Origin of the sequence: Streptomyces roseochromogenus subsp. oscitans DS 12.976, from assembly GCF_000497445.1 — a bacterium.
Lineage (GTDB): Bacteria > Actinomycetota > Actinomycetes > Streptomycetales > Streptomycetaceae > Streptomyces > Streptomyces oscitans.
Genome location: NZ_CM002285.1, coordinates 5,307,239 through 5,331,310, shown reverse-complemented (window position 1 = coordinate 5,331,310; position 24,072 = coordinate 5,307,239). Strand labels below are relative to the sequence as shown.

The 24,072-nt window shown below is 71.3% G+C and carries 20 protein-coding genes; 8 read left to right on the top strand and 12 right to left on the bottom strand.

What is annotated here, in order from left to right:
- Positions 1-62 precede the first annotated feature (62 nt).
- Positions 63-581, top strand: coding sequence for a DUF2165 domain-containing protein (locus M878_RS72820; protein WP_023549513.1), 519 nt, complete (start codon positions 63-65; stop codon positions 579-581).
- Here M878_RS72820 and M878_RS72815 read toward each other — a convergent pair.
- The 3 genes from M878_RS72815 to M878_RS72805 form a co-directional block, all read right to left on the bottom strand.
- Positions 574-1,137 (bottom strand): hypothetical protein, encoded by a 564-nt coding sequence (locus M878_RS72815; protein ID WP_023549512.1) that lies wholly within the window; start codon positions 1,135-1,137, stop codon positions 574-576. The genes M878_RS72820 and M878_RS72815 overlap by 8 nt on opposite strands.
- Before the next feature lie 68 nt (positions 1,138-1,205).
- The gene (locus tag M878_RS72810; protein WP_023549511.1) at positions 1,206-3,791 is read right to left on the bottom strand and encodes a bifunctional FO biosynthesis protein CofGH; all 2,586 of its coding nucleotides are present in this window, start codon (positions 3,789-3,791) and stop codon (positions 1,206-1,208) included.
- A gap of 48 nt (positions 3,792-3,839) precedes the next feature.
- Entirely contained in the window at positions 3,840-4,685 is an 846-nt protein-coding gene (locus M878_RS72805) for a TIGR03619 family F420-dependent LLM class oxidoreductase (protein ID WP_031225539.1), read from the bottom strand.
- 169 nt (positions 4,686-4,854) lie between these two features.
- On the opposite strand from M878_RS72805, the gene M878_RS72800 reads away from it, so the two are divergent.
- Complete coding sequence (locus M878_RS72800) at positions 4,855-6,372, top strand: CehA/McbA family metallohydrolase (RefSeq protein ID WP_023549509.1); 1,518 nt, start codon at positions 4,855-4,857, stop codon at positions 6,370-6,372.
- Positions 6,373-6,429: 57 nt separating this feature from the next.
- Positions 6,430-6,816, top strand: a complete 387-nt coding sequence (locus M878_RS72795) for a nitroreductase/quinone reductase family protein (RefSeq protein ID WP_023549508.1) — start codon at positions 6,430-6,432, stop codon at positions 6,814-6,816.
- Between the two features lie 4 nt (positions 6,817-6,820).
- Here the strand turns inward: M878_RS72795 and M878_RS72790 are convergent, their stop codons facing one another.
- The 7 genes from M878_RS72790 to M878_RS72760 form a co-directional block, all read right to left on the bottom strand.
- Entirely contained in the window at positions 6,821-7,597 is a 777-nt protein-coding gene (locus M878_RS72790; RefSeq protein WP_031225538.1) for an alpha/beta fold hydrolase, read from the bottom strand.
- A 20-nt stretch (positions 7,598-7,617) separates the two neighbouring features.
- Positions 7,618-9,069, bottom strand: coding sequence for an aldehyde dehydrogenase family protein (locus M878_RS72785; protein ID WP_023549506.1), 1,452 nt, complete (start codon positions 9,067-9,069; stop codon positions 7,618-7,620).
- Positions 9,066-10,796: an N-acyl-D-amino-acid deacylase family protein gene (locus M878_RS72780; RefSeq protein ID WP_023549505.1), complete on the bottom strand. Its 1,731-nt coding sequence runs from the start codon at positions 10,794-10,796 to the stop codon at positions 9,066-9,068. The genes M878_RS72785 and M878_RS72780 overlap by 4 nt, the downstream gene beginning before the upstream one ends.
- Before the next feature lie 13 nt (positions 10,797-10,809).
- Complete coding sequence (locus tag M878_RS72775; protein WP_023549504.1) at positions 10,810-11,928, bottom strand: LLM class flavin-dependent oxidoreductase; 1,119 nt, start codon at positions 11,926-11,928, stop codon at positions 10,810-10,812.
- A 101-nt stretch (positions 11,929-12,029) separates the two neighbouring features.
- Positions 12,030-12,800, bottom strand: a complete 771-nt coding sequence (locus M878_RS72770) for an SDR family NAD(P)-dependent oxidoreductase (protein WP_023549503.1) — start codon at positions 12,798-12,800, stop codon at positions 12,030-12,032.
- Positions 12,801-12,815: 15 nt separating this feature from the next.
- A complete protein-coding gene (locus M878_RS72765; RefSeq protein WP_245238178.1) occupies positions 12,816-13,739 on the bottom strand; it encodes an LLM class F420-dependent oxidoreductase in 924 nt (307 codons plus the stop codon).
- Positions 13,736-14,968: an amidohydrolase family protein gene (locus M878_RS72760; protein ID WP_023549501.1), complete on the bottom strand. Its 1,233-nt coding sequence runs from the start codon at positions 14,966-14,968 to the stop codon at positions 13,736-13,738. Before M878_RS72760 ends, M878_RS72765 begins: the two co-directional genes overlap by 4 nt.
- A gap of 212 nt (positions 14,969-15,180) precedes the next feature.
- Here M878_RS72760 and afsR point away from each other — a divergent pair, with 212 nt between their 5' ends.
- Complete coding sequence (gene afsR / locus M878_RS72755) at positions 15,181-18,147, top strand: SARP-family global regulator AfsR (RefSeq protein ID WP_031225536.1); 2,967 nt, start codon at positions 15,181-15,183, stop codon at positions 18,145-18,147.
- Positions 18,148-18,410: 263 nt separating this feature from the next.
- Positions 18,411-18,635 (top strand): hypothetical protein, encoded by a 225-nt coding sequence (locus tag M878_RS72750; RefSeq protein WP_023549499.1) that lies wholly within the window; start codon positions 18,411-18,413, stop codon positions 18,633-18,635.
- Between the two features lie 118 nt (positions 18,636-18,753).
- Here the strand turns inward: M878_RS72750 and M878_RS72745 are convergent, their stop codons facing one another.
- Positions 18,754-20,361, bottom strand: coding sequence for a FadD3 family acyl-CoA ligase (locus tag M878_RS72745; RefSeq protein WP_023549498.1), 1,608 nt, complete (start codon positions 20,359-20,361; stop codon positions 18,754-18,756).
- Positions 20,362-20,458: 97 nt separating this feature from the next.
- Between M878_RS72745 and M878_RS72740 the strand changes: the two genes are divergently transcribed.
- From M878_RS72740 to M878_RS72730, 3 genes are read left to right on the top strand one after another with little or no spacing between them, the layout of a single operon-like run.
- Positions 20,459-21,613: a lipid-transfer protein gene (locus M878_RS72740; RefSeq protein WP_023549497.1), complete on the top strand. Its 1,155-nt coding sequence runs from the start codon at positions 20,459-20,461 to the stop codon at positions 21,611-21,613.
- 2 nt (positions 21,614-21,615) lie between these two features.
- On the top strand, positions 21,616-22,026 hold the full coding sequence (locus M878_RS72735) for a Zn-ribbon domain-containing OB-fold protein (protein WP_023549496.1): 411 nt from the start codon (positions 21,616-21,618) through the stop codon (positions 22,024-22,026).
- Positions 22,011-22,799, top strand: coding sequence for an enoyl-CoA hydratase/isomerase family protein (locus M878_RS72730; RefSeq protein WP_078630347.1), 789 nt, complete (start codon positions 22,011-22,013; stop codon positions 22,797-22,799). Before M878_RS72735 ends, M878_RS72730 begins: the two co-directional genes overlap by 16 nt.
- 115 nt (positions 22,800-22,914) lie before the next feature.
- On the opposite strand, the gene M878_RS72725 is transcribed toward M878_RS72730, so the two are convergent.
- The coding region (locus tag M878_RS72725; protein ID WP_023549494.1) for an outer membrane protein assembly factor BamB family protein at positions 22,915-24,072 on the bottom strand (1,158 nt) is incomplete at its 5' end.

Sequence of the window (24,072 nt, the reverse complement as noted above, 5' to 3'; positions counted from 1 at the left end):
CGTTCTCATTCTGGCGCAATGGCCACGCGCTGACCTGGCTTGCGATGAGGGAGAATTCAGCCATGACCACCACCCCCACACGTCACTCCGGCCTCAGGCCAGCCGCCGGTGTGCTCACCGGCATACTCGCCCTCTACATCGCCCTCGTCGCCTTCGGGAACATCACCGACTTCGGGACGAACCAGCAGTTCGTACGGCATGTGCTGGCGATGGACACGACGTTCAAGGACCACGACCTGATGTGGCGGGCCGTCTCCAGCACCGGTCTTCAGGACACCGCGTATGTCCTCATCATCGTGTGGGAAACCGCGTCCGCCCTCGTGCTGATCTGGGGGACCTGGCTGTGGGCATGGCGCAAAGACGACCTCGCCCGCCGCATCTCCACCTACGGCCTGCTGATGCTGTTGCTGCTCTTCGGTGCCGGGTTCATCGGGATCGGCGGTGAGTGGTTCTCGATGTGGCAGTCCAAGACCTGGAACGGGCTGGAAGCGGCGACCCGGATCTTCACCCTCAGCGGGGTCGCCCTGATCGTCAACCAGCTTCCCTCCCGCCGGGGAGAGGTCCGGCAGGACGCTAGTTGACGACCGCCACGCCGGTGCCCTGATCACCGAAGGACCACAGGGCGGCGCCGTCCTCCTTGTCCATACGGATGCCGCCCAGCTTCTTGCCGTCCGCCGGCGGCGGCGAGGAGCCGTCCAGTGCGTTGGAGAAGGCTATGTTCACGCCGGACGCGACGGTGAAGTACATGACGTGCTCGATCTCCACGCCGTCCGAGCCCTTGAGGGACTGGATGCGCTTGATGATCGAGTACCGGCCGGGCTGCGGGTTCACCGTGCCCGGCCACACCGTGAACGTACGCGTCGCCTTGCCCGTCGCGTCGACCAGCCACACCCGCTTCCCGCCGATCGAGTAGACGATCCGGCGGCCCACGCCCGACGCGGCCGGCAGCACGGGCGGGGCCGGGGGCTTCGGGCGCGTGGACGCGTGGGCGCCCGCGGACGCCGAAGCGCTGGGGCTCGCCACGGCGGCCGTGGGATGCGGCCCGTGGTCCGCCTGGACGGCGAGGGCGACGACGGCCGCGGTCGCTCCCACGGTCAGACCGGTGACCCAGGCCCACGAGGGCAGTCGGGCAGCCACGGGTACGCATCTCCTCCGCTAGGGGGCGCTCTGGGGCCCCTTCTCGGTCCGGGGTCGGATCATCGTACTCAGTCGAGGACCGGCAACAATTCCGGCAGGTGCCCGTCGGAGGCCCCGGCCGCCCGCTGCCGCTCGGCGGAGACCTCGCCGTAGAGCGTGGTGCGCGGCTTCGCCGGACGGCCGGCCGCCTCGGCCACGGCCACCAGGTCGCGGATCGACTTGTACGAGCCGTAGGAGGAACCCGCCATGCGGGAGATCGTCTCCTCCATCAGCGTCCCGCCCAGGTCGTTCGCACCGGAACGGAGCATCTCCGCCGCACCTTCCGCACCCAGTTTGACCCAGCTTGTCTGGATATTGGGGATCCAGGGGTGCAGGAGGAGACGGGACATGGCCGTCACCGCACGGTTGTCCCGTGTCGTCGGGCCCGGGCGGGAGATGCCCGCCAGATAGACCGGCGCGTTCGTGTGGATGAACGGCAGCGTCACGAACTCGGTGAAGCCGCCCGTCTCGCGCTGGATCCGGGCCAGCGTGCGCAGATGGCCGAGCCAGTGGCGGGGCTGGTCGACATGGCCGTACATCATCGTCGAGGACGAGCGGATGCCCACCTCGTGGGCCGTCGTGATCACCTCGATCCAGGTGGCCGTCGGCAGCTTGCCCTTGGTCAGCACCCAGCGGACCTCGTCGTCGAGGATCTCCGCCGCCGTCCCCGGGATGGAGTCCAGGCCGGCCTCCTTGGCGGCGGACAGCCACTCGCGGATCGGCATCCCCGTCCTGGTCGCGCCGTTGACGACCTCCATCGGCGAGAAGGCGTGCACATGCATGCCCGGGACCCGGTCCTTCACCGCCTTCGCGATGTCGAAGTACGCCGTCCCCGGCAGGTCGGGGTGGATGCCGCCCTGCATGCACACCTCGACCGCGCCCACCTCCCAGGCCTGCTGGGCGCGGTCGGCGACCTGCTCCAGGGAGAGGGTGTACGCGTCCGCGTCGGTTCTGCGCTGGGCGAAGGCGCAGAAGCGGCAGCCCGTGTAACAGACGTTGGTGAAGTTGATGTTGCGGGTGACGATGTAGGTGACGTCGTCGCCCACCGCCGACTTGCGTACGTCGTCGGCCACCCGGCACAGCGCGTCCAGCGCCGGTCCGTCCGCGTGCAGCAGGGCGAGGGCCTCGGCGTCGGTCAGCCGCGTCGGGTCGTCGGCGGCGGTGCGCAGCGCCTGGCGGACGTCCGTGTCGATGCGCTCCGGGGCCATGCCGGGGGCGGCCGCCTCGCGCAGCGCCTCCCAGTCGCCGTACACCTCGTCGAAGTCGTCACGCCGGTCGGTCGTACGGCCCTCGGTGTCGATGGTGCGGTGCAGGTCCGTGCGGCCGGTGGGTACGAAGGCCTCCTCCGGCTCCTGCCACGGGTGGCCTTCGACCACCGCGTCCTCGCGCGCGAGCCCCGTCTCCGGGTCGGCGAGCGCGGCGACGTGCGGGCGCAGCCGTGGGTCCAGCCAGGGCTCGCCGCGGCGCACGAACTCCGGGTAGACGCAGAGGCGTTCACGCAGTTCGAAGCCGGCCGCCCGGGAGCGTTCGGTGAGTTCCTCGATCTGCGGCCAGGGGCGTTCGGGATTGACGTGGTCGATGGTCAGGGGCGACACCCCGCCCCAGTCGTCGATACCGGCGCCGATCAGCCGCTCGTACTCGGAGTCGACCAGGTTCGGCGGGGCCTGGAGGCAGGCGGACGGCCCCATGATGTGCCGGGCCACAGCCACCGTGGCGACCAGCTCGTCCAGTTCGGCGTCCGGCATGCCGCGCATCGCCGTGTCCGGCTTGGCGCGGAAGTTCTGGATGATCAGTTCCTGGATGCCGTGGTACGCCCGGGAGACCTTGCGGAGCGCGAAGAGCGACTCGGCCCGCTCCTCGTAGGTCTCGCCGATGCCGATGAGGAGGCCGGAGGTGAAGGGCACCGAGGAGCGGCCGGCGTCCTCCAGCACCCGCAGGCGTACGGCCGGTTCCTTGTCCGGGGAGCCGTAGTGGGGGCCGCCGGGTTCGGACCAGAGGCGGGTGGCCGTGGTCTCCAGCATCATGCCCATGGACGGGGCCACGGGCTTGAGTCGCTGGAAGTCCGTCCAGGTCATCACGCCCGGGTTGAGGTGGGGCAGCAGGCCCGTCTCCTCCAGGATGCGGATGGAGACGGCGCGGACATAGGCGATGGTGTCGTCGTAGCCGTGCGCGTCGAGCCACTCGCGCGCCTCGGGCCAGCGGTCCTCCGGCTTGTCCCCGAGGGTGATCAGGGCTTCCTTGCAGCCGAGGGCGGCGCCCTTGCGGGCGATGTCCAGCACCTCGTCCGGGGACATGAACATCCCGTGCCCGGCCCGGCGCAGCTTGCCGGGGACGGTGACGAAGGTGCAGTAGTGGCACTTGTCCCGGCACAGCCGGGTGAGGGGGATGAAGACGCTCTTCGAGTACGTGATGACACCGGGCCGGCCCGCCTGTTCGAGGCCCGCGTCGCGCACCCGGGCGGCGGACGCGGCGAGGTCGGCCAGGGCCTCGCCGCGAGCCTGGAGCAGCACCGCCGCCTCGGCGACGTCGAGGGCGACGCCGTCCCGGGCACGTTTGAGGGCGCGACGCATGGAGTTCTCGGTCGGGCCGGTTCCGGAGGTCGCGGAAGTCGTCATCCCTCAACCATACGTTCGGCGTGATCAGGGCCTACGGCTCCATCAGGCCTACAGGAAGCTCGCGTATTCGTCCAGCACCCGCAGCACCTCGGCTTCCCCCGCCGGCGGCAGTTGCAGCACCACCTCCTCGATGCCCAGCTCGGCGTAGTGCGCGAGTTTGCCCGGGGCCGGCAGGACCGCGTACGGGACGATCTGGAGGGCGGACGGGTCGCGGCCCGCGGCCGTCCAGGCCGAGCGCAGTACCGGCAGGGACTCGGTGAGGCCGCGGCCGCCGATGGGCAGCCAGCCGTCGGCGTACTCGGCGATGTGCGCGAACAGCTTCGGCCCGGCCGCTCCGCCGACCAGCGTGCGCGGACCGGTGACCGGGCCGCGCGGCTTCTGCGCCGGCTTGGGGTACGCGTCGCTGGCCCGGACCCCGCCGAACTCACCGTCGTAGGGCGTCGGTTCCCCGGACCACAGGGCCTGCATCAGCCGCACCCGGTCCCGGACCAGTTCCCGGCGGGTGCGCCAGGTGACGCCGTGGTCGGCGGCCTCCTCCACGTTCCAGCCGTAGCCGAGGCCGAGCGTGAAGCGGCCGCCGGACAGATGGTCCAGGGTGGCGATCTGCTTGGCGAGGGCGATGGGGTCGTGCTGGGCCACCAGCGTGATGCCGGTGCCGAGGCCGAGCCGCTCGGTGACGGCCACGGCCTGGCCCAGGGCGACGAACGGGTCGAGGGTGCGGCCGTACTCGCGCGGCAGCTCACCGCCGGCCGGGTACGGGGTGGTCCGCTCGACGGGGATGTGGGTGTGTTCGGGCAGGTAGAGGCCGGCGTAGCCGCGCTGCTCCAGTTCGCGGGCGAGCCGGACCGGCGCGATGGTCTCGTCGGTGAGGAAGATGGTGACGGCGATACGCATGTCCCATCTGTACCGGGCCGGAACCCCGCTGTCCATACCGACTGGTCGGCATCAGCCGGCTCTCCCGACAGTGGCGTCGCGCGCATGACATGCGGCCGTTTACCAACTCCCGCTTCCCAATCCCGTTGACTTTCATGGGAGTTCACATCGAGACGGGAGAATCACCACCATGTGTGACGACACGCACGGTCAGGCCCAGGGAATCGGCAGACGCGCGCTGTTCGTGACGGGCGCCGCCGCTGCCCTTACGTTGGGAAGCGTGAGCTTCGCAGCGGCGGACGGCCTGCATCAGGAGACCCGGACGGTGAACGGCACCCTGCCGCCCGGCTCCCCCGACTTCGTGTACGTACCGGTCGAAGTCCCCGCCGGTGTCCAGGAGATCAAGGTCTCCTACACCTACGACAAGCCCGCGGTCCCGGCCGGCACCATGGGCAACGCCCTCGACATCGGCCTGTTCGACCAGCACGGCACCGAGCTGGGCGGCCGGGGCTTCCGTGGCTGGTCGGGCGGCGCCCGCACGGAGTTCTTCGTCCGCGCCGACGACGCGACGCCTGGCTACATCCCCGGCCCGGTGCGGGAGGGCACCTGGTACGTGGCGCTGGGCCCCTACACGGTGGCGCCGCAGGGTCTGACGTACGCGCTGACGATCACGCTGACCTATGGCGCGGGGGGCGAGACCCCGCAGCCGGTGTATCCGCCCTCCCGGGCGAAGGGCCGGGGCCGGGACTGGTACCGGGGCGACTGCCATCTGCACTCCTGGTACTCCGACGGCCGCCGCACCCCGGCCGAGATCGCGGCCCTGGCGCGGGCGGCGGGCCTGGACTTCATCAACTCCTCGGACCACAACACCCACTCCGCCCACCCCCACTGGGCGGACCAGGCGGGCGACGACCTGCTGATCATGCTCGGCGAGGAGATCACCACCCGCAACGGCCATGTGGTCGCGCTCGGCACCGAGCCCGGCACCTTCGTGGACTGGCGCTACCGCGCCCGGGACAACCGCTGGGCCCGCTTCGCGCGGGAGATCCGCGGCGCGGGCGGCCTGGTCGTCCCCGCCCACCCGCACGCCACCTGCGTCGGCTGCGGCTGGAAGTTCGGCTTCGGCGAGGCGGACGCCGTGGAGGTGTGGAACGGCCCGTACACGCCGGACGACGAGGTGACGCTGGCCGACTGGGACAACCAGCTGGTCGCCTCCGTACGGCAGGGGCGGGCCTGGCTCCCGGCGATGGGCAACAGCGACGCCCACCGCGACCCGGACGTGGTCGGCAGCCCCCAGACGGTCGTCCTCGCCGACGACCTGACCCGGGAGGCGATCCAGGAGGGCATCCGCGCGGGACGCTCGTACGTGGCCGAGTCGAAGAACGTCGTCCTCGGCTTCACCGTGACGGGCGGGCGCGGGCAGCAGGCGGGCATCGGGGAGCGGCTGGAGCTGGCCGCCGGCACACCGGTGGCCGTACGGCTGGAGGTCTCGGGCGCCCCGCGCTGCTCGGTGCGGTTCGTCACCGACCAGGGCGTGCTGTTCACCAGCGATCCACTGCCGGTGTCGGGCACGGGCACGGTCGAGTGGCGTACGACGCCCGCCTACGCGGCATACGTACGCGCGGAGGTACGGCACGAGACGGCGGCGGGACCGGTACCGGGGGCGCTGGCGGCGTTCACGAATCCGATCTTCCTGGGGCATGCCTGAGCGGGGCGGTAGCGTGCGGGGCGGCGGGACCAGTGCCACCGGTAAGGAGAGCAAGACATGTCAGAGCTCAAGCACCGCATCGTCACCCGCTTCCAGCGGCACGTCGCCAACCCGCTCAACCGGCGCCTGCCCTTCCAGACCCTCCTGGAGACCACCGGCCGCAGCTCCGGACTGCCCCGGCAGACGCCGGTCGGCGGGCGCAGAGCCGGTGAATCCTTCTGGCTGGTCTCGGAGTTCGGCTACAAGTCGCAGTACGTGCGCAACATCCAGGCCGACCCGAGGGTCCGCGTCCGTATCGCCGGCCGCTGGCACCACGGCACCGCCCACCTCCTCCCCGACGACGACCCGATCACCCGCCTGCGCTCCCTGCCCCGCTTCAACAGCACGGCGGTACGCGCCTTCGGCACGGACCTGCTGACGATCCGGGTGGACCTGGAGGATTGACGACTCACCCGACCCGCTCGAACAGGCCGTTGATCACGCGCACCACCGTCCCCGGAGCCCGCAGCGTGGGTAGGTGGTCGCTCTCCGGGACGCGGACGAGCCGGCAGCCGGGGATGCGGGCGGCCATCGCCTCGTTGCAGGCGACCAGCCGGGGTGTGTCCTGCTCGCCCAGCAACAGCACGCAGGGCATGCGAAGTTCGGACAGCCGATCGAAGGCTGGTTGCTCCGCCTGCTCGTGGCCATAGGTGGAGAACCAGCCCCGGAACGAGTCCCGGACCAGTTCGGCGGCCCGGGCGTCCGGCGCGCTGCCCGCCGCCGCGAAGGTGCGCAGGGACAGGGCGAGCAGGCCGTCCATGTCTCCCGCCTGTGCCAACCGGGCGATCTCCGCGCTCAGGTCCGGGGACTCCAGCTTCGGGTAACCGGTGACGCCCGGCACCAGCAGCCCCAGGGCGGCCACCCGTTCCGGGTCACTCAGCGCGAAGTCGATCACGGACTTGCCGCCCATGCTGCTGCCGACCAGGACCGCGCGGTCCAGCCCGAAGTGGTCCAGGACCCGCCGCAGGTCCCCGGTCTGCGTGTACGGCCCTGTCGGCGCCGGCGACTTGCCGAAGCCCCGGGCGTCGTACCGGATCACCCGGTACCGCGTGGTCAGCCCGGGCAGCACCGGCTCCCACACCCGCGAGTCCGCGATCCCCGGGTGCAGCAGCACCAGGGGGAGCCCCTCACCTCCCGAGTCGTCCGCCCAGACCTCGCCGCCCTCGACCTTCACCGTCTGCTCCATGGAGCCCACGGTGCCAGAACTCAGCCCGGCCACACGACGGCCTGCACCTCGCTGTAGGCGTGCAGGGCATAGGAGCCCACGTCACGGCCCACACCGCTCTTCTTGAATCCCCCGAACGGCGCTTCCATGTTCCGGCCCACCGTGTTGATGCCGACCCCACCGGCCCGCAGCCGCCGGGCCACCCGGAAGGCTCTGGCCACGTCGCCGGACCACACGTAGTCGATGAGGCCGTAGTCGGAGTCGTTCGCGAGGGCCACGGCCTCCTCCTCGCCGTCGAAGGGAACCACCACGACCACCGGCCCGAAGATCTCCTCCCGGGCCACCCGCATGTCGTTGGTGCAGTCGGCCAGCAGGGTGGGCGATGCGTAGAAACCCGTCTCCATCGGGGGGCGTTCGCCGCCCGCGACCACCGACGCTCCCTCTTTGCGGCCCAGTTCCACGTACGACTCGACCCGCGCCCGGTGCTCCGCCGAGATCAGCGGGCCGACGACGGTGTCCGGCTCCCGTGGGTCCCCGACCTTCAACCGATCCGCATATACGGCAAGTTGCCCGACCAGACGGTCGTACACGCCCCGCTGGGCCAGCACCCGCGTCGGTGCGGTGCAGATCTGCCCGCTGTAGAAGGAGAAGGTGGTGCCGATGCCGGCGACGGCCGAGGCGAGGTCGGCGTCGTCGAAGACGAGCGCCGCGCCTTTGCCGCCCAGCTCCATCAGCTGGCGTTTCATGTCCCGCCCGCACACCTCGGCGATCCGCCGGCCGACGGCCGTGGAGCCGGTGAAGCTGACCATGTCGACGTCGTCGGACGCCACCGCCGCCTCGCCCACGGCCACATCCCGCCCGGAGACGACGTTCACCACGCCCGGCGGCGCGCCGGCCGCCTCCAGCGCCTCCGCCATCCGGTAGACGCAGAGGGGGTCCTGCGGGGCCGGCTTCACGACCACCGTGTTGCCCATGGCCAGCGCCGGGGCGACCTTGCCGGCCGGGTTGGCCCAGGGGTTGTTGTAGGAGGTGACGCAGGTGACGACGCCGACGGGCTGCCGTATCGCCAAGGCGCCCATCACCCCGGCCTTGCCCATCGGCCCGGCCTCGTTGATCTGCGGGGCGACGGCCCACTCGGCGGGCTCCACGCTCGCGTACCGGCGGAACCGGGCGGCGGCCACTCCGACCTGCATCGCGCGGGCGGTCCCGGTGGTCGCGCCGGTCTCCGCGCGGGCCAGCTCGGCGTACGGCTCCATCCGCGCCCGGATGATCTCCGCCGCCCGGCCCAGCACCGCCGCCCGCTCCTGGGGCCGGGTCCGCGACCACGCCGTGAACGCCTCCCGGGCCGCCGCGCAGGCCGCCCGCACCTGCGCCGGCGACGCCTCCGGCGCCCAGCCCACGGTCTCCTCGGTGGCCGGGTCGGTCACCGGGTAGTGCCCGCCGTCCGGTTCCACCCACGCGCCGCCGACGAACAGCCGCTGCCCCTCGCTCACCGCGTGCTCACCGTGCGGGTGTCGGCCCCCGAGCGCAGCACCTTGCCCGGTACGGCCCCGGTCACCACGTCGTCCCGGATCGCCTCGACCCCGTTGACCCACACCGCGCGCACCCCGATCGCCTCGGAGTCCAGGCGCGGACTGTCACCCGGCAGGTCGTGCACCAGCCGGGCCTGCCCGGCGTCGATCCGCTCCGGGTCGAACAGGACGAGGTCCGCATGCCACCCCTCCCGCACCTGCCCGCGCTCCCGCAGCCCGAAGAGCTGGGCCGGATCGTCGGTCAGCATCTTCACCGCCCGCTCCAGACCGAGCAGCTTCCGGCCGCGCAGACAGTCACCGAGGAACCGTGTCGTGTACGGCGCCCCGCACATCCGGTCCAGATGCGCCCCGGCGTCGGACCCGCCCAGCAGCACGTCCTCGTGCTGCCAGGTCTCGGCGCGCAGCGCCCAGGACGCCGGGTCGTTGTCGCTCGGCATCGGCCACAGCACCGTACGCAGCTCGTCGGCCGCGCAGATCTCCACCAGGCAGGCGAAGGGGTCAAGCCCCCGCTCCTCGGCGATGTCCCGCACCACCCGGCCGGTCAGGCCCCGGTTGGCCTCGCTGTAGGTGTCCCCGATGACATACCGCCCGAAGTTCGCGAGCCGCCGGAAGACGCCGGCCTCCTTCGACTGGGCCCGCCTCAGCATCTCCGCCCGGACGGCCGGGTCCCGGAGCCTGGCGATCCGCTCCGGCACGGGCAGCCCGAGGATCGGCCCCCAGCCCGGAATGAGGTTGAGGGCGCAGAAGGTCCCCAGGGACATGTTCATCGGGGTGAGGATCGGCATGGTGAGCGCCACGATCCGCCCGCCGGCCTTGCGGGCGCGCTCGCTCGCGCTCAGCTGCCGGGGCACCCGCTCCGGAACGGCCGCGTCGACGGTGAGCACGTTCCAGTTCAGCGGCCGTCCGGCCACCGCGCTCATCTCCACCAGCAGATCGATCTCGTCGTCGCCGAACTGGTCCAGACACCCGGAGACGATCGCCTCGATCTGTGTCCCCTCGTGCTCCCCGACCGCCCTGGACAGGGCGAGCAGTTCGGCGGGGAGCGCGTGCCGGGAGGCGACCGGCTGCCCGTCCCCGTCGGAGTGCGTACGGGACTGCGTGGTGGACAGCCCCCACGCCCCGGCATCCATCGCCTCGTGCAACAGCCTTACGATCTCGGTCAGTTGCTCCGCACTGGGCTGCCCGCCGATGGCGTCGGGCCCCATCACATACCGGCGCAGCGCACAGTGGCCCACCATGAAGCCCGCGTTGACGGCGATGCGCCCGTCAAGGGCGTCCAGATAATCCCCGAAGGAGTTCCAGCTCCAGGGCGCCCCCTCCTCCAGCGCCACCAGGGACATCCCCTCCACCTTGGACATCATCCGCCGGGTGTAGTCGGCGTCGTCGGGGCGGGCGGGATTGAGAGGCGCGAGCGTGAACCCACAGTTCCCGCCGGCGACCGTCGTCACCCCGTGATTGAGGGAGGGCGTGGCATACGGATCCCAGAAGAGCTGGGCGTCGTAGTGGGTGTGGGGGTCGACGAAGCCGGGGGCGAGGACGAGGCCGGCGGCGTCCTCGGTCGTATGGGCGTCTTCGGTGACGGTGCCGATGACGGCAATCCGCCCGTTGCGTATACCGACATCGGCGATGTAGGCGGGCGCCCCGGTCCCGTCAACGACGGTGACGCCCTTGATGAGGTGATCCAACATGCCTGGAACCTCCTCAGACAGCCTGACGGAACCGGGACGTCCGGTGAACGGGATCCGTATCGATCTTCGGAATGACGTGCTCCCCGATGAGCTGAATCGTCCGCAATGTCTCCGCCTTCGGCACCCCCACCGGCAACCCGAAGCTCAGCTGATCCGCCCCGGCCTGCTCCCACCGCTTGCACTGCCGCAGCACCTCGTCCGGATCCCCGCAGATCAGCAGCTCCTCCTCGATGAGCAGCTCCACGAACTCCGGCGTGTACTCGGGCAGGGTCTCCGGCCACACCGGGAAGCCCTCCGGCCGGGGAAACGTGTCGTGGTACCGGAACACCAGCGAGGGCAGATAGTGCAGCCCCCCGTGCACGGCGGTGTCGATCGCCTCGGCATGGGTGGGCGCACAGATCGCCGTGGTCGTCACCATCACGTTGTCGTTCACGAAATCCCCGACGGGCTCCGCGTTCACGACCGCCGTCTTGTACTGCTCCAGCACCCACTCCATGTCGGAGACCTTCTGGATGCTGAAGCCGAGCACGCCGAGCCCCTTCTTCGCGGCCATGGCGTACGACGGGGGCGACCCGGCCGCGTACCACATCGCCGGATGCGACTTCCCGTACGGCTTCGGCAGGACCTTGCGCGGCGGCAGCTGCCAGTGCTTGCCCTGGAAGCCCGCGTACTCGTCCTGGAGCCACATCTTCGGGAACTCGGCGATGGTCTCCTCCCAGATCTCCTTGGTGTAGTTCATATCGGTCACACCCGGTATGAACCCGAGGATCTCGTGCGACCCGGCGCCCCGCCCGCTGCCGAACTCGAAGCGGCCCTCGCTGAGGTGGTCCAGCATGGCGACCTTCTCGGCGACCTTCACGGGGTGGTTGACCTGGGCGAGCGGGTTGAAGATCCCGGAGCCCAGGTGGATGCGCTCGGTCGCGTGCGCCAGATACCCCAGAAACACATCGTTGGCCGACAGGTGCGAGTACTCCTCCAGGAAGTGGTGCTCGGAGGCCCACGCGTACTTGAAGCCGGACTTGTCCGCCTGGATGACGTACTCGGTCTCCTCCATCAGCGCCTTGTGCTCGGCGAGCGGGTCGGTCTCGGCGCGCTTGCCCACGTATCCCTGTACAAAGAGCCCGAATTCCAAGGCGGCTCACCCTCCCGGTCCAGGTGTTTCCTGCGAGTGCTACGAACGAGTGCTACGAACTTTCTGACGTAGCGTCAGATTCGTCAATAGCTGACGGCCTGTCAGATTATGCTGACCCCCGCCAGCCACCCGCCGTCGATCACGAACGGCTGCCCGGTGATGTACGACGAGTCCTGCGAGGTGAGGAAGAGGGCGAGGCGCGCCACCTCCTCCGGCTGCCCCACCCGCCCGAGCGGTACGAGCCCCCGGTACAGCTCCTCCAGGGCCCGGCTCATCTCCTCCGGGTCGGCGTCCGGGTCGAGGCGCGCCGGGTTGGACATCGCGGTGTCGATGGCGCCCGGACAGATCGCGTTGACCCGGATGCCACGGCCCGCCAGCTCCAGCGCGGCCACCCGGGTCAGCCCCAGCACGGCGTGCTTGGTCGCGGCGTACGTGCCCACCGCCGCCATGCCGGTCATCGCCGTGTAGGAGGCGGTGTTCACGATCGTGCCCCCGTCGGCCAGCTCCGGCGCCACCGTCTTCATGCCCAGGAAGCAGCCGACCTGGTTGACCTGCACGACCTGCATGAACTCGTCGAGCGGCGTGTCCACGAGGGCGTTGAAGCGCAGGATCCCCGCGTTGTTGACGAGCCCGTCGAGATGCCCGTACGCCGCCTTGGCGGCCGCCACCGCCTCCCGCCAGCCGTCCTCGGTGCCGACGTCGAGATGGACGTACAGCGCGCCTATCTCCTTGGCCAGGGTCTCCCCCTGGTCGTCCAGCACATCGGCGACGATCACCCGGGCGCCCTCCGCCCGGAAGAGCCGTGCCTCCTGCTCGCCCTGCCCGCGGGCCGCCCCGGTGATGATGACGACCCGCCCTTCCAGCTTGCCCATGGAGTCCTGTCCTCCTCAGTCCAGCCGGGGTGCGACCTGAGCCCCGAACAGTCCGATCTGCTCGATGAGTTCGGCCCGGCTCCGGCTGCGGAACCGCACCTGGATCTGGTCCACGCCCATCGCCCGGTAGGCCCGCAGCGACTCGGCGATCTCCTCCGGTGCCCCGGTGAGGGTCCGCCGCCCGACCTCCCAGCCGGCCCGTCCGACGTACAGCGGCTCGGCGATCGCGCCGACCGTGAACGGCCCCTCGGCGCCGGCCTCTTCCCGCAGCCGCCGCAGCCGGGCGATCTGTGCGGGCAGCCGCTCCCGCGGATCCCCCTGGGGCAGCCAGCCGTCGCCCTTCAGCGCGGCCCGGCGTACGGCGGCGGGCGAGGAGCCGCCGACCCACAGCGGGACCTCCGGCTGCGCGGGCCGCGGCCGCTGGCCCAGCCCGCCGAAGTCGTAGAACTTGCCGCGGTGTTCGGGGAACTCCTCGGATCCGAGGGCGGCCCGGAGCGCGTCGATCGTCTCGTCCAGCACCGCTCCCCGCCGCTCGAAGTCGGCCCCGAGCACCTCGAACTCCTCCCGTACGTGCCCGGCCCCGACCCCGAGGATCAGCCGGCCGCCGGAGAGGTGGTCGACGGTGGCGTACTGCTTGGCGGTGAGCAGCGGATGCCGCAGCCCCACGACGGCCACATGGCTGAGCAGGCGGACGCGCTCGGTGACGGCGGCGAGGTGGGCGAGGGTGGCGACCGGGTCGTACCAGACCGTGCTCATCGCCGGCGCGAGCCGCCGCGGGATCGCCACGTGGTCGCATGCGGCGAGGTAGTCGAACCCGGCGCCGTCCACGGCCCGCGCGAGCGCCACCAGGTCCGCCGGCCCGGCGCCCGCCTCCCAGCCTTCCGCGAACAGGGCACTCTGCGCCTGGACGGGCAGCTGGATGCCGTACGCGAGGCTCACTCCGCCCCCCTCCACAGGCCGTCCTTGGTCAGCCCCAGCAGCTCGATGGCGTTGCCGCGGACGATCCGCTCGACCACGTCCGCCGGCAGATGCCCCATCTGCCGCTCGCCGACCTCACGGGACTTCGGCCAGGTGGAGTCGGAGTGCGGGTAGTCCGTCTCGTACAGGACGTTGCCGACACCGATGGAGTCGAGGCTCCTGAGGCCGAAGGCGTCGTCGAAGAAGCAGCCGTAGACGTGCTCGGCGAACAGCTCGGACGGCGGCCGGGTGACCTTGTCCGCGACCCCGCCCCAGCCCCGGTTCTCCTCCCAGACGACGTCGGCGCGCTCCAGGATGTACGGGATCCAGCCGATCTGGCCCTCCGCGTACATGACCTTGAGGTTCGGGAAACGCTCGAACTTGCCGCTCATCAGCCAGTCGACCATCGAGAAGCAGCAGTTGGCGAAGGTGATGGTGGAGCCGACGGCGGGCGGGGCATCGGCGGAGGTGGACGGCATTCTGCTGCTGGAGCCGATGTGCATGGCGACGACCGTGCCGGTCTCGTCGCAGGCCGCGAGGAACGGGTCCCACTCGTCACCGTGGACGGACGGCAGGCCGAGGTGCGGGGGTATCTCGGAGAAGGCGACGGCCCGCGCGCCCCGCGCGGCGTTGCGCCGTACCTCCGCGGCGGCCAGTTCGGCGTCCCACAGGGGTATGAGCGGGAGCGGTATCAGCCGGCCCCGCGCCTTGGGCCCGCACCACTCCTCCACCATCCAGTCGTTGTAGGCGCGCACGCACAGCAGAGCGAGTTCCTTGTCGGCGGCCTCGGCGAAGGTCTGGCCGCAGAACCGGGGGAAGGTGGGGAAGCAGACAGCGGACTGGACGTGGTTGACGTCCATGTCGGCGAGCCGGGCGGACACGTCGTACGACCCGGGGCGCATCTGCTCGTACGTGATGACCTCGAGCTTGACCTCGTCCCGGGCGTACCCGACGGCGGTGTCGAGCCGGGTGAGGGGGCGCCGGAGGTCTCCGTAGACCCACCAGTCGCCGACGGGGCCGTCGGTGCTGCCGGGTTCGCCCATGACGGGCCGGAAACGCCCGCCCAGGAAGGTCATCTCCTTGACGGGGGCGCGCACGATCCGGGGCCCGACGTCCAGGTACTTCCTCGGCAGCCGGTCCCGCCAGACGGTGGCGGGCTCCACGGTGTGGTCGTCGACGGAGATGATCAGCGGGAACTGTGTGGTCTCCATGGCCCTCACGGTAGCGCCGATCTGACGGTCCGTCAGCTACTGCGTATCGGACGACCGCATGCGAAGAGGTGTGAGGGATTTGCGGATCGAGGTGTGAGGGCTTTGTGTACTGAAATGCGCCTCCCTGTGATCGGCGTCTCCCACGGCTGACGGAACCGGCCGGAACAAGGCAAACTGACGGGGTTGTTCGTTGAGGCGAGGGGGACGAACGCATGGACGGTGGGCCGCGAGTGCCTGAGCAGCGGCGTCCCGGTTCCGTGACCGTCACGGAACCGGAGGCGCTGCGGTTCGGCGTGCTCGGTCCGGTGCGGGCCTGGCGCGGCGAGGTGCAGCTCAGCACGGGCTCCCCCCAGCAGCGCGCCCTCCTGGCCGCCCTGCTGCTGCGCGCGGGCCGTACGGCGACGGCGGCGGAGCTGATCGACGCCCTGTGGGGCGCCGAGCCCCCGTCGCAGGCGCTGGCGGCGGTGCGCACCTACGCCTCCCGCCTCCGCAAGATCCTGGACGCCGGCGTCCTGGTCAGCGAGTCCGGCGGCTATGCGATCCGGGGCCTGCGCGAGGGCGCCCTGGACCTGGCCGCCGCCCAGGACCTCGCGGCACAGGCGGAGAAGGCACGGGCCGCCGGCGACCTGTGCCGGGCCCGCACGCTGCTGAACCAGGCCCTGACCCTGTGGGAGGGCGAGGCGCTGGCCGGAGTCCCCGGCCCGTACGCCGAGACCCAGCGGGTCCGCCTGGAGGAATGGCGCCTCGGCCTGCTGGAGTCCCGCCTGGACATGGACCTGGAGCAGGGCTGCCACGCGGAGTCGGTCTCCGAACTGACGGCCCTGACGGCGGCACACCCCCTGCGTGAACGCCTGCGCGAGCTGCTGATGCTGGCGCTGTACCGCAGCGGCCGCCAGGCGGAGGCCCTCGCCGTCTACGCCGACACCCGACGCCTGCTGGCCGAGGAACTGGGCGTGGACCCCCGCCCCGGCCTGCGCGAGCTGCAGCGGCGCATCCTCCAGGCGGACCCGGCACTGGCGGAACCGTCGTCTCCGGCGACGGAGTCTCCCGTGGTGGCTGTCCGCCCGGCCCAGCTCCCGGCGTCGGTCCCGGACTTCACGGGCCGCTCGGCCTTCGTGGAAGAGCTGAGCGAGGTACTGGCGTCGGCGTCGGAGGCGGCGGGCCGGGTCATGGCCGTCTCGGCCCTGGCCGGCATCGGCGGCGTGGGCAAGACGACCCTGGCGGTGCATGTGGCCCACCGGGCGCGCGGTGCCTTCCCGGACGGCCAGCTGTACGTCGACCTCCAGGGAGCGGGCCCCCGCCCGGCGGAGCCGGAGACGGTACTGGGTTCCTTCCTGCGGGCGCTGGGCACGGCGGACTCCGCGATCCCCGACTCCCTGGACGAACGGGCGGCCCTCTACCGCTCCGTCCTGGACGGCCGCCGGGTCCTGCTCCTGCTGGACAACGCGAAGGACGCGGCCCAGATACGCCCGCTGCTGCCCGGCACCGGAGGCTGCGCGGCCCTCGTGACCTCCCGCGTCCGCATGGTCGACCTGGCCGGCGCGCACCTGGTCGACCTGGACGTGATGTCCCCGGAGGAGGCCCTGGCTCTCTTCACGAGGATAGTGGGCGCGGAGCGAGTGGCGTCGGAACGCGAGTCGGCCCTGGACGTGGTCGCGGCCTGCGGCTTCCTGCCGCTGGCGATCCGCATCGCGGCCTCCCGCCTCGCCGCCCGCCGCACCTGGACGGTCTCGGTCCTGGCGGCGAAGCTGGCGGACGAGCGCCGTCGGCTCGACGAGCTGCAGGCCGGGGACCTGGCTGTGAAGGCGACCTTCGAGCTGGGCTACGGCCAGCTGGAGCCGGCACAGGCCAGGGCGTTCCGTCTGCTGGGCCTGGCCGACGGCCCGGACATCTCCCTGGCGGCCGCGGCGGCGGTCCTGGACCTCCCCCTGGAGGACACGGAGGACCTCCTGGAGTCCCTGGTGGACACGTCGTTGCTGGAGTCCGCGGCACCCGGCCGCTACCGCTTCCACGACCTGGTCCGCCTCTACGCACGCGCGTGCGCGGAACGGGACGAACAACCGCCGAGCGAGCGGGAGGCCGCGCTGTCGCGGCTGCTGGACTTCTATCTGGCCACGGCGGCCCAGGTGTACGCGATCGAGCGGCCCGGGGACCGGCTGGTGGATCACCTGGAGAAGACCGCTGTCCCCGGGCTGGTCTTCGCCGACCGCCGCGCCGCCCGGGACTGGCTCTACTCCGAGGCCGTACCGCTGCTGGCCTGCGTACGGCAGTCATCGCGTGGCGCGACACTGCGCCGAGCCGTCGACCTGCTGTGGGCGGCGGTCGACCTCGCGGAGTCAGGAGCGAACTTCAGAGAGTACGAGGCGGCCGGCACAGCCCTGCGCGACGCCTCGCACGCCGCGTCCGACACCCGGGCCGAGGGCCGGGCCATCCTGGTACTGGCCAACGCGCGGCACTGGTCAGGCCAGTTCGCCCAGGCATACGAGGAAGCACGACAGGCCCTTGCCCTGTCCGAGGCCGCCCGCGATCCCCTCCCCTGCTGCTGGGCCGCGAACATCCTCGGAGTCTTCGCGTATTACCAGAGCCGCTACGCCGAGGGCGAGGAATTCCTGGAGCGTGCCATCGCGGACTTCCGCGCCTGCGGCGATCTCTCCGGCGCGGCAGCGGCGCTGTGCAACCTGTCGCGTCTGCATCTGCAGACGGACCGGGCCGACAGCGCGGTGCATCTCGCACGTCAGGGCACCGAGATGTACGAGGAGCTGGGACACTCCCTGAAGGCGGCCAACGGCCATTACGCGCTCGGACTCGCCCTCGGCAAGAGCGGACGGCTGGCCGATGCCGGGGCTCATCTGGGCCAGGCCCTGCACGTGTTCCGCGCCAGCCGGCAGCGCCTGTGGGAAGGGATGACCCTCTTCCGTCTCGCCGAGGTGGACCTGCTCGCCCAGCGCCCGGCCCAGGCCGCCGCCAACGCCGAGATGGCCCTGACACCTCTCAGGGAGATCGGCGGCGAGTGGCGCCGGGGCAACGTGCTGACCGTACTGGGCAAGGCGCTGAACGGGATCGGCCAGACCGGCAGAGCACAGGTCTGCTGGCGCGAGGCACTGGTGATCTATGAGCGGCTGAACTCCCCGGAGGCCGCCGAGGTCCAGACACTCCTGGCACCGGCCGCGGCGGCCTGAGCGGGCCGCCGTCCCGACGTTCACAGACCTTCATGGACCCATCCGTCGTCCCGTTCATCGACCCGTTCATCGATCGTTTATCGCCCTGCGGCACGCTCATGGATACCGGGCCGTCGTGTCGGGGGGCAGACGGACCAGCCGGTGAGGCCGCAGCACTCGCGATCTAGAGTGGGCGGCTCAAGTGGCCCATCCGGGCCCGCACTCGGGGGAGTGTCCGGATGGGCCCACCACAGCTGCAACGCAATCTCCAAGGGGAGCACCTGATGAGCGACATCACCAAGGACCAGCCGGTCGTCAAGCCGGACAACACGCACATCACCGACGCCGAGGCCGGCACCGAGGTCACGCCGCTCAACACCCACATCACCGACGCCAAGGCCGACTCCGGCGTCACGCCGCTCAACACCCACATCACCGACGCCCCGGCAGCGGCCGCCGACGGCACGGTCACCCCGGACAACACCCACATCACGTCCGACCGCACCTGACCCGAAGACCGACGGGGGAACCGGCCGCGACGGCACCGAGGGGGAGCCGTCGCGGCCGACGTGTGTCCGGGGGCCGAGTCTGGGGGCAGGGGTCCGGGCTCCCTCCATCCCCCACGCCTCACCCCCTCCCCCGCAAAACCCCCTTCACCACCTTCCCGCTTGCATTCCGGGGCAGTTCCCCCACGAACTCCACCGACCTCGGCACCTTGTAGTTCGCCATCTCACGGCGGGACCAGGCGATCAGGTCGTCCGATGTCAGTGTCGAGCCCGGCCCGCGCACCACGAACGCCTTGGCGACCTCGCCGAGGCGGGGGTCCGGTACGCCGATCACGGCCACGTCGGCCACATCCGGGTGTACGCCGAGCAGTTGCTCTATCTCCGCCGGATACGCGTTGAAGCCGCCGACTATGAACATGTCCTTGATACGGTCCGTTATCCGAAGATTGCCCGCCTCGTCCAGGACACCCACGTCGCCCGTGCTCAGCCAGCCGTCCGGGGAGAGCACCTCGGACGTGGCCGCTGCGTCGTCGTAGTAGCCCCGCATGACGTTGAAGCCGCGCACCAGCACCTCGCCCGGGGTGCCGGTGGGCACCGGGGCGCCGGACGCGTCGGTCAGGCGCACCTCCGTGCCGGGGATCGGCCGGCCCGACGTCGACGCGATCACGGTCGGGTCGTCGCCGCGTCGGCACATCGTGACGATGCCGCTCGCCTCCGAGAGGCCGTAGGCCGTCAGGACGGTGTCGACGCCGAGTTCGCCTCGCAGCCGTTCCACCAGCCGCAACGGCACCACCGCCGCTCCCGTCACCACCAGCCGCAGCGCCGAGAGGTCATGCGTATCCCGGGACGGATGGTCGAGCAGGGACTGGTGGAGGGTCGGTGGGCCCGGTAGGACCGACACCCGTTCCGCCGCGATGTTCGCCAGTGCCGTGTCCACGTTGAACACCGGCTGCGGGATCATCGTCGCCCCGCGCATCAGACAGGCGATCACCCCTGCCTTGTAGCCGAAGGTGTGGAAGAAGGGGTTGATGATCAGGTAGCGGTCCGTCGTGCGCAGACCTGCCAGTTCTGCCCAGATCTCGTACGCCCGCAGCGTCTGCTCGTGTGTGATCACCGCGCCCTTCGGGCGGCCCGTCGTACCCGACGTGTAGATGATGTCCGAGACCGACCGGCCTTCCAACTCATCGGCCCTGTCCTGCACTTCCAGCTCCGCTACCCCCTCCCCTCCCGCCAGGAAGTCCTTCCAGGTACGGAAGTCCGGGGGCGCGTCCTCCGACAGGACCACCACCTGCTCAAGGTCCGGCAGCGCCGGCAGCGGGCCCCGGCCGTCCGGGGACCCTGACTCCGCCTCCCCCGCCGCACGGCGCAAGCTCGCCACGTACGACGTGCCCAGGAAGGTGCCGGTGACGAAGAGCAGCCGGGCTCCGCTACGGCGCAGCACGTCCGCCGCCTCCGCCCCCTTGAAGCGGGTGTTGAGCGGGACGAGGACCGCGCCGGCCGTCACCGCACCCAGAGCCGACACGATCCAGTCGAGGGAGTTGGGGGCCCAGACCGCGACCCGGTCACCCGCCTCCACCCCGCTCGCCAGGCAGGCCGCCGCCGCTCGTTCCACCCGCGCACCCAGTTCGGCGTACGTGATCCTCGTACGGCCCTCGACCACGGCCTCGGTGTCCGCGTACCGCTCGGCCGACCACCGCACCAGCTCCGGGACGGTGTTCCACTCGCCCACAGCAGACCTCCCGAAACAGCGAACAGCGAGAACACTCACAGCTGACTGGTCGTCAGATTAGCTGTAATCTGACGTACTGTCAGGAGAGGGGGATGCCATGGCAGGTACCGGGCTGAAGGACGCCACCGCCATCGTCGGGATCGGTCAGACCTCGTTCGCCAAGCAGCTTCCGGAGGATGAGAACGCGCTAGCCTGCCGGGCCGTGATCGCTGCCCTCGACGACGCGGGGATCGCTCCCAGCGAGGTCGACGGCCTCGCCTCCTACACCATGGAGGAGACCGACGAGGTAGAGCTGGCCAAGGCCGTCGGGTTCGGGGATCTGACCTTCTTCAGCAAGGTGGGGTACGGAGGGGGCGGGTCCTGTGCCACCGTCGCGCATCTCGCCGCCGCCATCGCCGCCGGGCAGGCCGGTGTCGGCGTCGCCTGGCGGTCGCGCAAGCGGGGCAGCGGGCCACGGCCGTGGACCGACACCAAGGTGCAGCTCCCCACTCCCGCCCAGTGGACCCGGCCCTTCGGGCTGCTCAGGCCCGCCGATGAAATCGCCATGCTCACGCGACGGTACATGCACGAGTACGGCGCCACCCGCGACCACCTCTTCAACGTCGCCCTCGCCTGTCGCAACCGGGCCAACCAGAACCCGGCCGCCGTGATGTACGAACGGCCCCTGACCCGCGAGATGTACATGACCTCCCGGTGGATCAGCGAGCCTCTCTGCCTCTTCGACAACTGCCTGGAGACGGACGGGGCCCTCGCATGCGTCCTCGTGTCCAAAGAACGCGCCCGGGACTGCCGCCGTAGACCCGTCTACGTCCACTCCGCCGCCCAGGGGCTGCCCGCCCAGCACCACGGCATGGTCAACTACTGGAACGACGACCCCCTCACCGGCCCCGCCTGGACCGCCGCCCGGCACCTGTGGAAGCACGCCGACTTCACCCCGGATGACGTGGACGTCGCGCAGATCTACGACGCGTTCACCGCCCTCATCCCACTCTCGCTGGAGGGGTACGGCTTCTGCGGGCGAGGGGAGGGCGGCGCCTTCACCGAGGGAGGCGCGCTGGAGATCGGCGGGCGGCTGCCCCTCAACACCAGCGGGGGCGGGCTCTCCGAGGCGTACGTCCACGGCTTCAACCTCATCAACGAAGGGGTGAAGCAACTGCGCGGGACCAGTACCGCCCAGGTCCCCGGCGCCGCCACCTGCCTGGTCACGGCCGGCGAGGGCGTGCCCACCTCCGCTCTCCTGCTCAGGAGCTGATCATGCTGAACCCCGTCACCGACACCGACGGCGCGCCCTTCTGGGAGTACGCCGCGCGTGGTGAACTGCGCGTCCAGGCCTGCGGCGACTGCGGTGAGCCGCGGTTCCCGCCCCGGCCCTGCTGCCCGCACTGCCAGTCCTTCGCGAACGAGTGGCGGCCGGTGTCGGGGCGCGGGCGCGTCTGGTCGTACGTCGTGCCGCATCCGCCGCTGCTGCCCGAGTACGCCGAACAGGCGCCGTACAACGTGGTCGTGGTGGAGCTGGAGGACGCCCCGCGGATCCGGCTCGTCGGCAATGTGGTCAGTCACGCCGGCGCATCCCTCGGCTCCCTCGAACCGGGGCGCCTGCGGATCGGCGCACGGGTGCATGTCGTCTTCGGGGAGGGCGGGTTGCCGCAGTGGGTGCTCGCGTGAGCACCGTGCGGCTGGAGGCCGACAAGGACAGCGGGGTCGCCGTCGTCACCCTCGACCGGGCGCACCGGCTCAACGCCATCGACATGGACATGGCTCGCGAACTCACGGAGATCTGGCGGGCGTTGCGGTTCGACGACTCCGTGCGAGCCGTGGTGCTCACCGGGAGCGGGGAGCGGGCGTTCTGCACCGGGATCGACCGGGACGTCGTCGTACCGCAGCCCTCGTCGCCGTACATGCTGGACGATCCGCTGCTGAGCGTCGGGCCGAAGGCGAACGACCTGTGGAAGCCCGTCGTGGCCGCCGTGCGCGGGATGGCCTGCGGGGGTGCCTTCTATCTGCTGGGGGAGTGTGAGTTCGTCGTCGCCGATCCGACGGCCGTCTTCTTCGATCCGCACACCTCGTACGGCATGGTCAGCGCCTACGAGTCCATGCTGATGGCGGCGCGGATGCCGTACGGGGAGGTGGCCCGGATGATGCTCATGGGCACCGCCGAGCGGATCTCCGCGCGGCGGGCCCATGAGATCGGGCTCGTCTCCGAAGTCACCGAGGAGGGCGGGGCGTTGGCCGCCGCCGTGCGCTGTGCCACCGTCGTCGCCGGGTATCCGGCGGAGGGTGTGCAGGGGACCGTGCGGGCGCTGTGGGCGGCCAAGGAGGCGGGCCGGGCCCAGGCGTTCGCGCAGGCCCCGCCGCTCATCGCCCTCGGCAACCTGCCGGCCGGGCGGCAGGCGGAGTTGTTCCGGGGCAGGGACCGCACCGAGCCGCGGACACGGTGAGTGACCGCCTGGCGAGGAACGCGCACCGGGGGTAGCGTCAGCCCTGGGACGGCCGCCGTCTGGAGCCCTTCCGTGACACACCGGTACGACGGCCGTCGCACACTTCGTCACGCCCTCACGCCGTGCGGGCCGTACCCGTCCCCTTCTCCGCGTCCAGCGCGTACACGCACCGGTCCTTGCTGCACGCGTACACCACGCCGTCCTTGACGACCGGGGCACCGGTGATCTCGCCGCCGGTCGCCAGCTTCCAGCGCAGGCGGCCGTCGTCGGCCTTCAGGGTGTACAGCAGATGGTCGGTGGAGCCGAAGTGGATGCGGCCCTCCGCCACGGCCGGGGCGCCCACTACGTCGCCGCCCGCCTGGAAGCGCCACTTGGGGGTGCCGGTGACCGCGTCCAGGGTGTACAGGCCCTTGCCGCTGCCGACGTGCACATGGCCGGCCGCCACCAGCACCGGCTCGATGGAGGAGCGGGCCTCCGTGGCGATGCGCCAGCGGTCGCGGCCGTCGGTGGCGTCGAGGGCGTAGACCGTGCCGAGGTAGTCCGCCAGGTAGACACCGCCGCCGGTCACCGCCGGGCCCGGGGTGAAGGCGGGCGGGGACAGGAAGACCGCCGGTGCCTCGAAGTGCCAGCGGACCATTCCGCTCGCCGCCTCGACGGCGAGGACGCGGGTGCCGGCGGAGACGTAGACATAGCCGTCGGGGGCCGGGACGAGCCGGACGGGCACGCCGCCGCAGGAGGCCGCGTCGCCGACCGGGTACGACCAGCGCTCCTCACCGGTACGGGCCTCCAGGGCGCGCAGCCGGGCGTCCTGCCAGACGTAGACCGTGCCGTCGTGGACGAGGGGGCCGGCCTCGGGGGACTCGAAGTCGGTCTGGCAGCCGGCGATCTCCCACAGCTTCTGCCCGTTCGCGGCCTCCCAGGCCTGGACGCCGCCGCCGCGGGTGCCGGTGACGAGCGTGCCGTGGTCGGCCTTCAGGGAGTACACCCAGGAGTCCGTGGACAGCCGCCACAGGTCGGTGCCCTCGCGGGCGTCGAGAGCGAACAGGGTCGGGCCGTCGGAGGCGTGGATACGGCCGTCCGCCACCGCCATCGACCAGGCGACGTCCCGCGTCTTGAAGCGGCGCCGGCCGGTGGCCACGTCCAGGGCGTGTACCTCGAACGAGGTGACGTAGACCAGATCTCCGTCGACGGCCGGGGTGCCCCAGACCTCGTTGGACATGCGGAACCGCCAGGGCCGCCAGCCGCTCGCCGTCTCCGGAGGCGCGGGCGGGAC